Source organism: Microbispora bryophytorum, assembly GCF_043197435.1.
Classification (GTDB): Bacteria; Actinomycetota; Actinomycetes; order Streptosporangiales; family Streptosporangiaceae; genus Microbispora; species Microbispora bryophytorum.
The window spans coordinates 479,904-493,979 of sequence record NZ_JBICTF010000006.1 but is presented as its reverse complement, the minus strand read 5'-3'; the positions used below and the strand labels follow the sequence as shown (position 1 = coordinate 493,979).

Genomic DNA, 14,076 nt, shown 5'->3' with positions numbered 1-14,076 from the left:
TCGTCCCGGTCCGGGCGGAGGAGGGGCCGGGCGGGGTCCGGCTCGTCGGCGTGGAGAGGGGCCGCCCCGTGCCGGCGCGGCCCCTTCCCTCATATCACTCGCAATACCACTCGCATGTCACTCACATGGACGAAGTGCGGGGGAAACGCCCGTAGTACTCCCCGACACGGTCCCGGTAGCCCGGGTCGCTCATCGCCGTCTCGTGGAACTCCGGCGCATTCTTGATCTCCTGTTTCGTCCGGCTGACGAAGATCTTGTTGTCCTGGAAGTCGATCCTCGTCACCACGCTCGCCGGAAGCATGACCTTCTTGCCGAAGATCCAGGGGCCCGTGTCCACGACGATGTAGCTCTGGCCGGCCTCGTAGGTGGCCTCGTCAACAGAGCCGATCTTCCCGTCCACGGCCTGTACGTCGTATCCGGCGATGTCCATCTGCTGTCCCGTGCCCGACACGGTGTCGGAATACGACCAGAGATCCGGTGTCATGGTGCTCACTCCCTTCGTCGTCACTCCACGTACCCGAAGGTGAGAAGGGGAACATCCCGGACACGTAAGGGCAGGACATGATCTGGCCGCGCCTCCTCCGCGACGACGAGCGCGCCGGTGGCGCGGAGCACCTCCGGATGCCGCTACTCTTGTGGTGCGGGCGCCGCTAGCTCAGTTGGTTAGAGCAGCTGACTCTTAATCAGCGGGTCCGGGGTTCGAGTCCCTGGCGGCGCACCACGAAGAAGGCCCAGGTTGGCATGGCTGACCTGGGTCTTTCGCATCTCCGGCCGACGCGGCGGTCAGCGGGAGGTCTCGTACCAGTGGTAGGGGATCGACCAGTCCCAGTGCTCGGCCTCCTCCTGCTCGCGCGCCAGATCGGGCGCGTCGGGACCCCAGACCAGCGTGTAGGCGAGGCCGAACTGGGTGGCCCAGTACCGTCCAAGCCGTACGAATCCCCGCCCAAGTGCGAAGATCATCCGCTTCGCCAGCGCGAACACCATCGGGCACCACTCCTCGCGCGATCAGGCACGGCACCAATGTGGCCCAGATCACTTCGTATCCGGAAATAAAGATTTAATCTGGTCGAAAGCCCCAAGTAAATGCCCGGAGAGGTACGTTACTCGCCGCAGTCCGTCCGGTCGTACGCGTGACCATCCGGTGGGTGGATGTCGGTGGCGCCTTTCGAGATCGGTGAGACCCCCTGCGGGGCCTTCGGGAACGCTGCCGCTTACCCGATTCCGCCTGACCACCACTCCCGCCGGCCTGTGGATAACGTCACGGCGCAGATGGCCGGGGCTGACAGAATCGCTCGCACGACCGACCGGGCGGCCGTCGAGGATCCCGGGGGTGCCGATCGGGGGAGGGCGAGCGGATGAGCGGCGCAGAGCGGGAGGGCGCGCGGCGGCGGTGGAGTCTCGGACCGCCGGAAGGAGCCGCCTGGAGCTTCCCCTGGTCGTCGTCGGGCTCTGCGGGACAGGCTGCCGAGGAAGTGGTGGCCGGACTGCTGTCCGCGGCGCTGGAGGCGCGGCGCCGTCGCGACGAGACCGAGTTCCGGCGCTGCGTGACGGTCCTTGCGCAGGGCCAGGGGCTGCGCCAGGTCGTGGACCGGGCCCTGCTCGACGCCCTGAACCGGCAGGTGACGCTCGCCTGGCACGGCGGCTGGCAGCCCGCCGACGTGGTCCGACTGGTGAGCCGGCGGCTGGAGGCCCGGCACGTCCGCCTCGTGACCGACGCCGTCGCGGCCGAGATGCGTGCCTACGCCGCGGCGACCGTGGACGACCGCTGGCTCGACCAGCTCGACGCGGTCGGCGCGACGGTGTGGTGGGGCCGCGACGAGGAGTTCCTCCGCGAGGACGGCGACCGGACCGCGATGGTCGCCTGCGCGCTTCGGGTGATCCATCTGCTCGCCACGCTGCCGCCGCTGGAGCGGCTGTGCCCCGTGCCCGGAGCGGCCCGCCGTACGCCCGGCGTCCGGAGCGGCGCCGTCGACGAGCGGATGCTCGCCCGGGTGCGGGCCCTGCTGGCCAAGGCGGAGTCGACCGAGTTCGAGGCGGAGGCCGAGACGTTCACCGCCGCGGCCCAGGCGCTGATGGCCCGGCACAGCATCGACGCGGCGCTGCTCGCCTCCCGGACGGCCGGACCGGGAGGAGCCGGCCTGCCGGGGGGACGCCGGCTGGGCGTCGACGCGCCCTACGAGGGCCCCAAGGCGATGCTGCTGGACGTCATCGCCTCGGCCAACCACTGCCGCTCGGTGTGGAGCCGGCACTTCGGTTTCGCCACCGTGCTCGGGTTCCCCGCGGATCTGGCCGCGGTGGAGGTGCTGTTCACCTCCCTGCTGGTGCAGGCCACGACCGCGTTGCGGCTGGCCGGATCCCGCCGGGACGGCTCCGGCCGTTCCCGCACGCGGTCGTTCCGGCAGTCGTTCCTCGCGGCGTACGCCCAGCGGATCGGCGAACGGCTGCGGGAGGCGGCGGGGGAGGCGGTGCGGGAGGCCGCCGCCGATGCCGGACGCGACCTGCTGCCGGTGCTGGCGGCCCGGGAACAGGCCGTCGAGGCGAGAGTCGAGGAGCTCTTCCCGACGCTGACCCTGATCGGCGCGGGCGCGGTCAGCAACCGGGAGGGCTGGATCTCCGGCCGTGCCGCCGCCGACCGGGCCGTCCTCGACGCCCGCGGGAAGATCGTGGGAGGCCGTTGACGCGGAGCCGCATCTAAAGCCCCGGCACCTCCCGGAGCGGCCTTCACGGGTCGCGCAGGGCCGATCTTCCCGGCGCCCGCGCTTGGTTGAGGAGGGTCGGTTCAGCAGGCTCGGTCCGGCAGGCTCAATCGAGGAGATCGGGGTCGGAGGCGAGGATCTGGTCCAGCAGGGGCTGGAAGTTGATCCAGCCGACGACGTCGTTGCCGATCTGGCCGTGGGTGAGCTTGGCGTTCTCGTGCGAGATGGGCACCGTCGGCCCGGCGGCCTTGGCCGCGAGCTGCGCCTGGCAACTGCGTTCCATCGTGATGAACCACCAGGCCGCCGCCTCGACGCTGTCGCCCACAGTCAGCAGCCCGTGGTTGCGCAGGATCACCGCCTTGTGCGAGCCCAGCGCCTGCGCGATGCGGCGGCCCTCCTCGGTCTCCACGACCACCCCGGTGTAGTCGTCGAACAGGGCGTGGTCCTCGTAGAACGCGCACGCGTCCTGCGTCAGCGGCTCCAGCAGCGTGCCCAGCGCCGACAGGGCCTTGCCGTACACGGAGTGGGAGTGGGCGGCCGCGACCACGTCGGGCCTGGCCTGGTGGACCATCGAGTGGATGGCGAACGCCGCCTGGTTGACGTGGTGGCGGCCCTCCACCACCTGGCCCTCATGGTTGACCAGGATCAGGTCGCCGACCTTGATCTGCTTGAACGACATGCCGAACGGGTTCACCCAGAAGTGATCGGTGTGCTCCGGATCCCGGGCCGTGATGTGGCCGGCCACCCCCTCCTCGAAGCCGAACCTCCCGAACAGGCGCAGCGCCGCCGCGAGCCGTTCCTTGCGGTGGCGCCGCTCCTCCTCCACGGTGTCGAATTTCGGCGGCAGCCGGAAGGTGAGCTGATCGGCGGGCACGGGTTGCAGGTCGGACAGGCTCATCGGGGCTCCCAAGGCTCGTGAGGCGTACTGCTCTTCAGCCTGTCTCCGGCACCTGTCTCCTGTCCATGCCGAAGCCGAATCCTCTTCGGTCGCCTCGGTGGGTTCGGCCCTGTCCGATGGGGCAGTGGGGGTCGGCCGAAACCGCGTAAGGTGCATGCAGCGTGAGAGACGGGAGGTACCGATGCGGCTGGAGGCGGTCTTCTTCGACGTCGGAGAGACCCTGGTGGACGAGACCCACGAGTACGGCACCTGGGCCGACTGGCTGGGCGTCCCGCGGCACACCTTCTCCGCCGTGTTCGGCGCCGTGATCGCGCGCGGCGGCGACTACCGGGACACCTTCCAGCACTTCCGGCCCGGCTTCGACCTCCACAAGGAGCGGGAGCGCCGGGCCCGGGAAGGCCGGCCCGAGACGTTCGGCGAGGAGAACCTCTACCCCGACGCCCGGCCCTGCCTGGCCGAGCTGCAGGATATGGGGCTGCGCGTCGGCCTCGCCGGCAACCAGACCGCCCGTGCCGAGACCATCCTGCGCGCCCTGGACCTGCCCGTGGACGTGATCGGCACCTCCGACGGCTGGGGTGTGGAGAAGCCGGACGTGTCCTTCTTCGACCGCGTGGTGGCGGAGGCCGGCTGCCCGGCGGAGTCCGTCCTCTACGTGGGCGACCGCCTCGACAACGACATCCGGCCCGCGCAGAAGGCCGGGTTACGCACCGCCCTCGTACGGCGGGGTCCCTGGGGCCACATCCTCCGCGACGAGCCGGCCGCCCGCGCGTGCCTGTTCCACGTCGACTCGCTGGCCGAGCTGCCCGCCCTGATCCGCAAGCACAACGGCGACTGATCGCTCAACCGGCCTCGGTGAGGTCGATCTTGGCGGCCAGGTCCGCCACTACGCCGAGCAGGTTCCGTACGGCCTGCCGGTCGCGCGCGGGATGCCAGGCCATGACGGTCTCGGCCCGTTCATCGGCGAGCGGCACGAAGACGACCCCGCTGCGCCGGAGGCTGTGTGCCGACCGGGCGAGCCGGGTGACGCCGACTCCGGCGGCGACCAGGCCGAGCAGGCTCGGCACGCCGTCGGCCCGCTGTACAACCCGCGGCTCGAAGCCCGCGGCGCGGAAGTCCTCGTCGTACTTCCGGTGCCACGGCTCCCACGAGCCGCGCGGGGTGAGCACCCAGGGCTCGCCGGCCAGATCGGCGAGCCGCAGCTCGGCCCGCCCGGCGAGCGGGTGGCCCGCCGGCAGGACCGCGCAGACGGGCTCGGCGACCAGCGTCGCGGTCACCAGGTCGCCGACCAGCGGCGGCCGGGTGAACGCCGCGTCGTACCGGTCCTCGCGCAGGCCCGCTACAAGGCCGGCGATGCCGACCGCCTCGGCGAGCAGCTCGACGTCCGGATAGCGCTCCCGGAACGCGCGGACGACCGGCGGCATCATGTAGTTCGCGGTGGAGACGAGGAAGGCGACCCGAAGCCGGCCGATCTCACCGCGCATCGCCTTTCTGGCGGTCTCCAGGGCCGCGTCCGCGCGAGCCAGGACGGCCTGCGCCTCGGGCAGGAACACGCGGCCGACCTCGGTCAGGCGGGTGCCCCGGGTGTCGCGGTCGAACAGCCGCGCGCCGAGGGCGTGTTCGAGCGCCGCGATCTGCTGCGACAGCGACTGCTGGGCGATGTGCAGCTCCCGTGCGGCGACGGTGAAGCTCAGATGTTCGGCCACAGCGACGAAGTACCGCAGATGACGCAGCTCGGGGGTCACAGGCTCCGACTGTAACCGCTGCAGGAGACGAGTGTTGGCCACGCGTGCCCCGCTCCAGAAAGAGTGGTCGCACTGATCACGAAGACGAGGAGCGGGACCATGACCGGACGGGTGTGGTTGATCACCGGATGCTCGGCGGGCTTCGGCCGGGAGCTGGCCGAGGCCGCCCTGGCCGCCGGTGACCGGGTGATGGCGACGGCGCGACGCCCCGAGACGCTGGCGGACCTGGAGGCGATGGGCGGCGAGCGGGTGCGCACCGCCCGCCTGGACGTCACCGACGCCGCGTCCATAGACGCGGCAGTGGCCGCGGCCCTGTCGGCCTTCGGCCGGATCGACGTCGTGGTGAACAACGCGGGCCACGGGTCGGTGGGGGCCGTCGAAGAGCTCGACATGGCCGATCTGCGCGTGCTGATGGAGATCATGTTCTTCGGGGCGGTGGCCGTGACCAAGGCTGTCCTGCCGCATCTGCGCAGGCAGAGGAGCGGGACGATCGTCCAGATGAGCTCTATGGGCGGGCAGCTCAGCATGCCGGGGTTCGGCGCCTACTGCGCCGCCAAGTTCGCCCTGGAGGGAATGTCGGAAGCGCTCGCCGCCGAGGTCGCACCCTTCGGCGTACGGGTGCTGATCGTGGAGCCGGGCGCGTTCCGCACCGAGTTCGGCGGCTACCGCATGCACCGCTCGGAGCAGATCGACGCCTACCGGGTGTCCACGGGCGCGACCCGGGCCTCGGTGGACGAGATGGACGGCGCTCAGCCGGGGGACCCGGCCAAGGCCGCGCAGGCGATCCTCCAGGTCCTCGACCACGACGAGCCTCCGCTGCGGCTCGCCCTGGGCGACGATGCGGTGGACTCCATCCGCGCCCACCACGAGACGCTCCGCGCCGACCTGGACGGCTGGGAGAAGCTCAGCCGGGCGACGAGCATTTAGAGTTGCCGGGGTGACAGTTGATCACGACGCCGACCTCGTGCCGCTGCGCGGCCGGACATGGGGGACGGCAGGCCACCGGGACGCGCTGACCGACCTCGTCAGGCTCGGCTGGACGCCGTGCGGGGTGGGTGACTGGGCCGTCGGGCTGCGTTCGCCGGGCGGCCTGCTCGCGGCGCGCGTCTGCCCCTTCGACCCGGCGTACCCCGCCTTCCTGGAGCTGTGCCGCCGCTGCCCGGACAATCCGTACCTGCCGCGGGTGGCGCTCGCCGAGGCGCTCGACGGCGGCGGCTTGCTCACGGTCCTGGAGTTCCTGGCTCCGGTCGAGCAGGCCGAGGCGGAGCAGGTCGCCCGGCGGTGGCGCGAGGGGGCGGGCGACGAGGCGTTCGACGCCGTACGGCGCACCGGCCTCGCCGTGGACGAGGAATGGCGGGCGCGAATGCCGTGGTGGGACGGGATCGACCTCAACCGCGGCAACGTCCGCCGGGCGGTGGACGGGAGGATCGTGCTCGTCGACGTGTTCTGCATGGACGGGGCGTCGCTCTACCGCCAGGTGCTCGACGATTCCGCCGTCGTGCGCGAGCGCCTGTCCGCCGCCGAGACGCGCCACCTGCTGGACATCCCGTACATCGCCCGCGAGAGCACCCCGGGCGAGATCGAGGCGCTGCACGCGGCGTGGCGGGCGGGGGCCGTCGTCACATCGTGAGTTCGGGGTGACGGGACCGGCCGAGGTCGGTCAGGCGTTCGCTCAGCGCCCGCGTCTGCCCCGCGGGTGGCAGGACCTTCAGCACGCCGTGGACGCGGTCGTGCCCGATCGCGTACCACTGGTCGTCGAGCGCGTCGACCGCCTGCTTGAGGTGTTCGGCGGCCTGGTCGCCGTCGGTGGGGGCGTGGGCGGCGGCGAGGTCGGCGAGCAGCACCGAGCGCTGCTTGCCGCCGTTCGGCCCCAGCTCGTCGAGCGCCTTGCGCAGCCGGCGGGTCGCCTCCTCGTGGTTGCCCGCGGTCAGCGCGCTGTAGCCGGCGAACCCGTCGAGCCTGGCCCGCTCGAAGAAGTCCAGCCACGGGGGATCGTCGCCGTCCGCGTCCACCATCTGGTCGGCGCGGTCGATGTGGCGCATGCACTCCTTCGGCTCGCCGCAGCGGGCCGAGATCTCCGACGCCACGCAGTGCAGCCATGCCCTCGTGAGCGGGCCGACGCCGTGCCAGGCGTGTGCGAACGCCGCGTCCAGCAGGCCCAGGGCGTCCGTACGGTTGCCCTCGAACCCCGGCACGAACGCCGCGTGGGCGAGCACGGCGGCGGCGAGCGGATGGTCACCGCACTCCCGGGTGGCCGACAGGGCCATCCGGTAGAGCCGCGCCGCGGTGGGACCGTCGTTCAAGTCGAAGAAGGCGACCCTGCCCGACAACAGGGCCGAGCGGGCGGCCGCCTCGGCCAGCGTCTGCCTGACCGCCCCCTCCGGCGCCCCCCGCAGCAGGCTCATGCCGAGCCTGGTGTGCGCGACCGACGCCTGGAAGATGTCGTCCGGCGGCGAGGTCCAGTAGAGGGCCGCCTGTTTGTCGACGACCCGGGCGAACGCCTCGGCAGACTCGGCGTCGACCCCGCGCCCGCGTTCCACCGCCACGGGAAGACGCTCGCCGCCCTCACCGAGGAGCGGGGCGAGCACGCCCGCGCCGAAGAGCCCCCGCAGGAACGTGGAGCGGTCGATGCCATCTGCGACGAACATGCTCAGCAGCCTCCGTATCTCGTCCACCACCTCTGTGACGGGCCGCATGGCCATCTCGTCGGGGGTGAGCAGTCCCAGCTCGCTCGCGGGCTTGTCGAAAATCGTCACGAGATGCTTGCGGTAGCGCGGATCCGGCCACCGCTCCCCGGTCTCCCACCGCCGCACCGTGTTGGCCGTCAGGCCGGTGTCCTTCTCGTCGCACGACCGCATGGACGTACGGATGCGCTCGCACAGCTCCTCGTAGGACCACCCGCGCTGCAGGCGTTCCCACGCGAGCCGGCGGTTCGGCGGATGGCGGTGGTTGGCCGGCATGTCGCACCTCTCCTCGCACGACCGCAAGCACGCTGTGTCAGCGTGACACGCTGACACTACGGGAGATTCTGTGTTCGTGCGGCTACCGGCTGTGATTGGACGTCCCCTGGCTGATACTCCAACCGCTTCAAAAGCGCTTAGCTTGGCCCACTTCCGCGAGCAGCCGTTGGAGATGGGTGACATGACCACGTTGGAGGACATCGCACGGGTCCATACCGGCTGGATCATCTGGCGGTCGGACGTCGGCCGCTGGTGGGCGACCAGGCGAGGGCCGGTGGACCTCGACGCGATCCGCATGGGATGCGCGATGACGCTCGACGCCGACGACCCCGAGGCCCTCGACGCCGCTCTGGCCGCTCAGGCCGAGCTGATCGCCGAGTTCGCCGCCGACCGCGCCGCCGCCGGGTGACCGGGGGCCGCGGCGCGGTCAGCGGCCGTGCCGGAGACGGTCCTTGATGTAGTCGACGACGTGGACCGCGCAGGCGCCGGCAGCGGCGCCTGCGCGATCGGTGAGGGCCGCGACAGGTCCATCAGGCCGGCCCTCCGCTGTTCAGACGAGGAGATCGGGCCGAAGGACCTCCTCCTGGAGGATGCGCTCGATCTCCTTCTCGTCCGCATTGTGTCCCGTCTGCCGCCGCAGTTCCTTACGTACGGCGTCGAGGATCACCGGCGTGAGGAGAGCTCGGATGAGGGACTTGGGGGCCGTCGCCGCGCGGGCCTTCCACAGGTCGTCTATCAGGCGGCGCTTGAACGCCTCCTTGCTGAGGTAGAAGAGCGCGTCGGCCTTCCCGGTCAGCCCGCCTTCGTCGAGGAGATCGACCTGCAGGGCCAGGTCGATGACGACGGGGAGGCCGCCGGTGAGGTGGTAGACCTGCCACACCTGCCCGTTCGTCAGCACCATCCATTCGACGCCCTCGTTCACCGCGTACATCTGCACCTGCCGCAGGTGCTTGACGCCCAGTTTCTGTGTGCACCGCTTGACCTCGATGAACGCGGCGAGCTGCTTGTCCACGCGGATCCCGTAGTCGGCGAATTCCCCTTTGACCTGATATTCGGTCGTGAGGTCGTCGTATTTGTCGTATCCCAGTCCTTCGCAGAGGAAATCGGTGATGAGCAGCCGGGTGTCGCCCTCGTTGGCGTCGCGGGCGATGAGGTCGCTGAGCGGCTTGCCGTACCGGCGGATCGCCGTGCGAATGCGAGTACGCGCCTCGGATTCCCATTTCGGCATGGTCCGTGGCGCTGATGCCTTGCGGATTCCGCGTGCGTCGTTGTCCTCCCTGGTGGCGGCTGGGGTCGCCTCGGGTGCGACAAGGGCCTCGGACGTCTGATCGCTCATCGGTGGGCCTTCTCCTCGCTGCGGCTCGGGCCGTTTCGTGGTGACGGGTTGTAACGGTGTTGGACGCGCTTCCGCTCCCGCATGGTTACCGCTGTAAATATCTGTTCAGCAACAAATGGCAATGCTGATGTAGGCCAAATGGCGTTTTGTTGGGAAATGTCTCTCCCGAGATGAATGCGGGAGCGGCCTTTTTCCGGCTCTCCGGCGGGTGCAGCAGGTACACCGGTACAGCGGGTGCGGGGGTGGGGCCGAGGCGTCGCGCCTCGTCGGTCGGCGCCGCCCGCATGCCGCCGGCCCGCGAGGAGCTCATCGCCCCCGTGGAGACCAGCAGGGAGGGCCGCCGGCCGGAGCGTACGGTCTACCAGCTGACGGAGGAGGGGCGGGCCGAGCTGGGCACCAGGCTCCGCCGTCTCCTGGAACAGCGGGACGGCGACACCAAGGTCTTCCTGGCCGCGGTGTCGCTGATCGGATGCCTTCCGGTCCCCGAGGCGGAGCGGGCGCTGGGCACCCGCGCCGCCACTCTGGAGGGCGTAACCATGTCCGACGACATCCACCGCCTGCTCGACGCGCTGACCGCGGCCTGGAACGACGGAGACGCCGCCGCCTTCGCCGGGCTGTTCACCGAGGACGCCGACTATGTGACGTTCTTCGGGGCCCGTATGGAGGGCCGCCGGGCCATCGAGGACAGCCACCGGGCGCTGTTCGAGGGCCCGCTGAAGGGGTCCCGGCTGGGCGAGCCCGCCGCGGCACCGCCGCTGCGGAAGATCCGCTTCCTGCGCCCGGACGCGGCGCTGGTCGTGACCACCGGGGGCTCGGGCCTGCCGGACGGCACGGTTGACCCCGGCCGCGACTCGATCATGACGTTCACCGCGGTCAGGGCGGGCGACGGCTGGCGCTTCGCGTCGTTCCAGAACACCCGGATCGGCATGCCGTGACGTTGGCGGGAACCCTCCTGTGCGAGGTGCGCGGCGTGGGGCCGGACCTGCTGGCCGCCCAGGGCGGCTGGTGGTACCGCGGCGAGTACCGCCTCGCGCCCGATCCGGCCGGCACGCTGCTGGTTCACCAGGTCCGCCTGCTGGACGGCCGCTGAAGGAGGTCACCGGACCGGCCCGTGCAGGGCCGGTCCGTCAGCCCTTCTCCGCGCCCTCGTTGGCGCCGCGTACGAAGTAGCGCTGGAACACCACGAAGATGACCGCCACCGGGATCGTGGCGAGCACGGCGGCGCCGAGCTTGAGCGGATACTGCGTGCCCTTGCCGAGCGAACCGCTGACCAGGTCGGCGATTCCTCGCGGCAGCGTGAACAGCTCCGGGCTCTGCACCGCCACGAGTGTGTGCGCGAACTCGTTCCAGCTGCCCTGGAAGGAGATGATCGTCAGGGTGATCAGGGCCGGTCGCGCCATCGGCAGCACCACCGACCAGAACGTCCGCCACACCCCCGCGCCGTCGATGCGCGCGGCCTCCTCCACGCTCACCGGGACCGACTCGAAGAACTGCTTCATGATGAAGACGCCCGCGGCGTCCACGATCAGGGGCAGGACCAGCGCCGTGTAGCTGTCGTATATGCCGAACTGGTTGAGCACCAGGAACTTCGGCACGAACAGCACGACGGGCGGCACGGCCATGACCCCGATGACGGCGGAGAACAGCGCCTTGCGGCCGCGGAAGCGGATCCGCGCCAGCGCGTACCCGGCCATCGAGCACAGCAGCACCCGCCCGGCGGTTACCAGGATCGTCACCAGCACCGAGTTGCCCAGCCAGAGCGGCAGGTCGGTGTTGAGGAAGACCTTCTCGTAGCCGCCGGTCGTGAAGGGATGAGGGATGGGCGACAGCGCGTTCGCGGCGGCGTCCGGCTCGGTCTTGATCGAGTTCGCGACCTGGATCACGAAGGGATAGATGAAGACCAGCGCGAAGAAGACCAGCACGAAGTAGCCCGCGAAGGTGGAGGCGAGCGAGCGGGAGTCCCGGCGTTTCACGGTCACGACCTCCTCGTACGGCGGGCGGGGTCGCGGTCGCGCATGATCCACCGCTGGAGCAGCGCGAGCACGACGATGATGGCGAACAGCACGAACGAGATGGCCGTCCCCGAGCCGTACTCGAAGCTCCCGAAGGCCGTCTGGTACGACAGGAAGGCCGGGGTGAGGGTGGTCTTGGCCGGGTTGCCCTTGCTCATCACGTAGACCTGGTCGAAGACCTGCCAGGTCGCGATGAGACCGAGCGTCAGCACCAGGAACAGCGTGGGCTTCAACAGTGGGAGCGTGATGTGCCGGAACCGCTGCCAGCGCCCGGCGCCGTCGAGCATGCCGGCCTCCTCCAGCGTCACCGGGATGTCCTGGAGCGCGGCCAGGAACATCAACATGAACGTTCCTGACGTCGTCCAGACGACCAGCATGATGATTGTGCACATCGCCACGCTGGGCCCGGACAGCCACTCCCACCACGAGAGCCCGAACGGCCCGCCGCCCGTCAGCGCCGCCGGCGGATCGGCGGGATCGACCAGGCCGAGCCCTCCGAGCAGCAGGTGGAGCACGCCCCGAGAGTCGGAGAACCACTGCGGGCCGTCGATCCCGAACAGCTTCAGCAGGCCGGTCACCGCGCCCGAGTTGGCGAAGATGAACAGGAACACCACGCTGATCGCGACCGAGCTGGTGACCGAGGGGAAGAAGAACGCGGCGCGGAAGAACGTCTTCCCCTTCAGCATCCTGCTGTTCACGATCACCGCGAGGCCCAGCGCCAGCACTGTCTGGGCAGGCACGACGATCGCGACGTAGTAGAAGTTGTTGCGCACGCTGGTCATGAAGTCCTGGCGGGCCAGGCCGTCCTCGGTGAACAGCCGGGTGTAGTTGTCCAGCCCCACGAACGGCACGCCCGAGCGGAACGGGCTGCCCTGGCCGTTCCAGTCGGTGAGGCTGACCCACATCGCCATCAGGATCGGCAGCAGCAGGAACAGGCCAAGGATCACCACCACCGGTGCCACGAACAGCCAGCCCGCGATGTTCTCCCGTACGGCCGCGCTCAGCCGGGGCCCGGGCCGCGCGGCCCGTGGGGAGACGGGCGCGGGGGCGGGTGCGGTGTCGGCCACGGTCACTCCTTCCGGTCGGCGGGGTCCCGGCCGTGGCCGGCCGGGACCCGCACCGTCTCGCGTCAGCTCTCGCGTCGGCTCTCGTGTCAGCCGAGGGCGGCCTGGGTGTTCTTCTGCACGCGCTCCAGCAGCGCCTTCGGGTCGCTGGAGGCGAGCTTCTGGATACCGGTGTCGAAGTCGGCCAGGACGCTGTCCATCTTCGGTGCGTTGACCGGGCCCTGGGCGTAGTTGGCGCCGTTCACGAACGGGCCGTCGGCGGGGAACTCCTTGGTGTAGACGTCCTTCGCCGACTGCCGCGAGGGCATGACCCCGAAGGCCCGGGCGAAGGCCATCTGCTGGTCGACGGTGGTCATCGCCTCGACGAAGTCGATCGCCTGCTGCTTGTACTTGCTCTTCGAGGAGATGCCCCAGCAGTTGGTGAACGACAGGGTGCCCTTGCCCTTGGGGCCGGCCGGAAGCTCGTGCACGCTGTACTTCACATCGGGGAAGTCCGCCTTCAGCGCGCCCTTGATCCAGTTGCCCTCGACGGTCATCGCGGCCTTGCCCTTGCCGAAGGCCTCACCGCCCCAGCCCGCGTCGAGCTGGCTCGGAAACTGGGCGAGCTTGTCCTTGAGCAGCGACTGGACGTACTGCAGGGCCTTGAGGTTCTCCGGGCTGTCCGCCGTCGCCTGCTTGCCGTCGGGGCTGGTGATCCAGCCGCCCGCCTGCACCAGGAACGCGCCGACCCGGTCGCGGGTGTCGGCGATCGCGAGCGGCGTGACGCCCTCGGCCTTGAGCTTCTCGCTCACCGCGGTGAGCTGGTCCCAGGTCGTCGGCACGTCGCCCTCGCCCAGCCCGGCCTTGGCCCACATATCGTCGTTGATCACCAGGGCGAGGGTGGAGAAGTCCTTCGGCGCGCAGTAGAACGTGCCGTCGTAGGTGAACGTGGTGCGCAGGCTCGGGTAGAAGTCCGACGCCCCGGACAGCTTGTCGGCGTACGGCTCCAGCGCGCCCACGCTCGCGTAGTCGGCGAACCGGGAGGCGTCCACGTAGAACACGTCGGGCGGGTTGTCGCCCGCGAACGCCTGGCCGAGCTGCTGGGCGAGGTCCTGCGCCGGGGTCACGGTCGCCGTCGAGCCGGACTTCTTCGCCCAGGCCGCGGCGGCGTCCTTCACCGCGGCGGTCTCCGCGTCGCCCGAGGAGCCGATGAGGATCTGCAGGTCGGCCGGGCCGCCGCTCTGCTGGGCGGGAGCGGCCGCCTTGTCGTCGAAACCGCTGCCGCAGGCGGCCGAGGAAAGGAGCGCGGCGCAGGCGGCGCCGAGCACCGCCGTCCGCACGGTTCTGTTCTTCATGAGGATTCCCGATCTTCGTTGAGGGGGAGGACGC

General features: G+C 70.4%; 16 protein-coding genes and 1 tRNA gene. 8 read left to right on the top strand and 9 right to left on the bottom strand.

The genetic code is table 11. From position 1 onward, the window contains the following. Positions 1-121: 121 nt before the first annotated feature. Positions 122-484, bottom strand: a complete 363-nt coding sequence (locus tag ACGFIB_RS23045; RefSeq protein ID WP_142571929.1) for a PRC-barrel domain containing protein — start codon at positions 482-484, stop codon at positions 122-124. 160 nt (positions 485-644) lie between these two features. On the opposite strand from ACGFIB_RS23045, the gene ACGFIB_RS23040 reads away from it, so the two are divergent. Continuing rightward, a tRNA-Lys gene (locus ACGFIB_RS23040) sits at positions 645-721 on the top strand. 62 nt (positions 722-783) lie between these two features. Here ACGFIB_RS23040 and ACGFIB_RS23035 read toward each other — a convergent pair. After that, positions 784-984 carry a hypothetical protein gene (locus tag ACGFIB_RS23035; RefSeq protein ID WP_142571928.1) on the bottom strand — a complete coding sequence of 67 codons (201 nt, stop codon included), beginning with the start codon at positions 982-984 and terminating at the stop codon, positions 784-786. A gap of 371 nt (positions 985-1,355) precedes the next feature. On the opposite strand from ACGFIB_RS23035, the gene ACGFIB_RS23030 reads away from it, so the two are divergent. Beyond that, on the top strand, positions 1,356-2,678 hold the full coding sequence (locus ACGFIB_RS23030; protein WP_393374807.1) for a DUF2786 domain-containing protein: 1,323 nt from the start codon (positions 1,356-1,358) through the stop codon (positions 2,676-2,678). Between the two features lie 124 nt (positions 2,679-2,802). Here ACGFIB_RS23030 and ACGFIB_RS23025 read toward each other — a convergent pair whose 3' ends face one another. Further along, positions 2,803-3,594 (bottom strand): class II aldolase/adducin family protein, encoded by a 792-nt coding sequence (locus tag ACGFIB_RS23025; RefSeq protein ID WP_142571926.1) that lies wholly within the window; start codon positions 3,592-3,594, stop codon positions 2,803-2,805. Positions 3,595-3,775: 181 nt separating this feature from the next. On the opposite strand from ACGFIB_RS23025, the gene ACGFIB_RS23020 reads away from it, so the two are divergent. Beyond that, on the top strand, positions 3,776-4,429 hold the full coding sequence (locus ACGFIB_RS23020) for an HAD family hydrolase (protein WP_393374804.1): 654 nt from the start codon (positions 3,776-3,778) through the stop codon (positions 4,427-4,429). Positions 4,430-4,433: 4 nt separating this feature from the next. On the opposite strand, the gene ACGFIB_RS23015 is transcribed toward ACGFIB_RS23020, so the two are convergent. Continuing rightward, on the bottom strand, positions 4,434-5,336 hold the full coding sequence (locus tag ACGFIB_RS23015; protein WP_142571924.1) for a LysR family transcriptional regulator: 903 nt from the start codon (positions 5,334-5,336) through the stop codon (positions 4,434-4,436). Between the two features lie 99 nt (positions 5,337-5,435). On the opposite strand from ACGFIB_RS23015, the gene ACGFIB_RS23010 reads away from it, so the two are divergent. After that, entirely contained in the window at positions 5,436-6,263 is an 828-nt protein-coding gene (locus tag ACGFIB_RS23010; protein WP_357251618.1) for an oxidoreductase, read from the top strand. Positions 6,264-6,273: 10 nt separating this feature from the next. Beyond that, positions 6,274-6,966, top strand: coding sequence for a hypothetical protein (locus ACGFIB_RS23005; protein ID WP_357251615.1), 693 nt, complete (start codon positions 6,274-6,276; stop codon positions 6,964-6,966). Here the strand turns inward: ACGFIB_RS23005 and ACGFIB_RS23000 are convergent. After that, positions 6,956-8,296 carry a helix-turn-helix domain-containing protein gene (locus ACGFIB_RS23000; protein ID WP_393374800.1) on the bottom strand — a complete coding sequence of 447 codons (1,341 nt, stop codon included), beginning with the start codon at positions 8,294-8,296 and terminating at the stop codon, positions 6,956-6,958. The genes ACGFIB_RS23005 and ACGFIB_RS23000 overlap by 11 nt on opposite strands. A gap of 181 nt (positions 8,297-8,477) precedes the next feature. On the opposite strand from ACGFIB_RS23000, the gene ACGFIB_RS22995 reads away from it, so the two are divergent. Continuing rightward, positions 8,478-8,705: a hypothetical protein gene (locus tag ACGFIB_RS22995; RefSeq protein WP_191049594.1), complete on the top strand. Its 228-nt coding sequence runs from the start codon at positions 8,478-8,480 to the stop codon at positions 8,703-8,705. 141 nt (positions 8,706-8,846) lie between these two features. Here the strand turns inward: ACGFIB_RS22995 and ACGFIB_RS22990 are convergent, their stop codons facing one another. After that, positions 8,847-9,632 (bottom strand): type I restriction enzyme HsdR N-terminal domain-containing protein, encoded by a 786-nt coding sequence (locus ACGFIB_RS22990; protein WP_393374797.1) that lies wholly within the window; start codon positions 9,630-9,632, stop codon positions 8,847-8,849. A 242-nt stretch (positions 9,633-9,874) separates the two neighbouring features. Between ACGFIB_RS22990 and ACGFIB_RS22985 the strand changes: the two genes are divergently transcribed. Then, positions 9,875-10,567, top strand: coding sequence for an SgcJ/EcaC family oxidoreductase (locus tag ACGFIB_RS22985; RefSeq protein WP_393374794.1), 693 nt, complete (start codon positions 9,875-9,877; stop codon positions 10,565-10,567). Beyond that, positions 10,564-10,722 (top strand): hypothetical protein, encoded by a 159-nt coding sequence (locus tag ACGFIB_RS22980; protein WP_393374791.1) that lies wholly within the window; start codon positions 10,564-10,566, stop codon positions 10,720-10,722. Before ACGFIB_RS22985 ends, ACGFIB_RS22980 begins: the two co-directional genes overlap by 4 nt. A 37-nt stretch (positions 10,723-10,759) precedes the next feature. Here the strand turns inward: ACGFIB_RS22980 and ACGFIB_RS22975 are convergent, their stop codons facing one another. The 3 genes from ACGFIB_RS22975 to ACGFIB_RS22965 all read right to left on the bottom strand — a co-directional run bounded on the left by ACGFIB_RS22975 (position 10,760) and on the right by ACGFIB_RS22965 (position 14,042). Beyond that, a complete protein-coding gene (locus tag ACGFIB_RS22975; RefSeq protein WP_393374788.1) occupies positions 10,760-11,611 on the bottom strand; it encodes a carbohydrate ABC transporter permease in 852 nt (283 codons plus the stop codon). After that, positions 11,608-12,711 (bottom strand): carbohydrate ABC transporter permease, encoded by a 1,104-nt coding sequence (locus tag ACGFIB_RS22970; RefSeq protein ID WP_393374785.1) that lies wholly within the window; start codon positions 12,709-12,711, stop codon positions 11,608-11,610. Before ACGFIB_RS22970 ends, ACGFIB_RS22975 begins: the two co-directional genes overlap by 4 nt. Positions 12,712-12,797: 86 nt before the next feature. Continuing rightward, a complete protein-coding gene (locus ACGFIB_RS22965) occupies positions 12,798-14,042 on the bottom strand; it encodes an extracellular solute-binding protein (RefSeq protein ID WP_393374782.1) in 1,245 nt (414 codons plus the stop codon). Between the last annotated feature and the right edge of the window lie 34 nt (positions 14,043-14,076).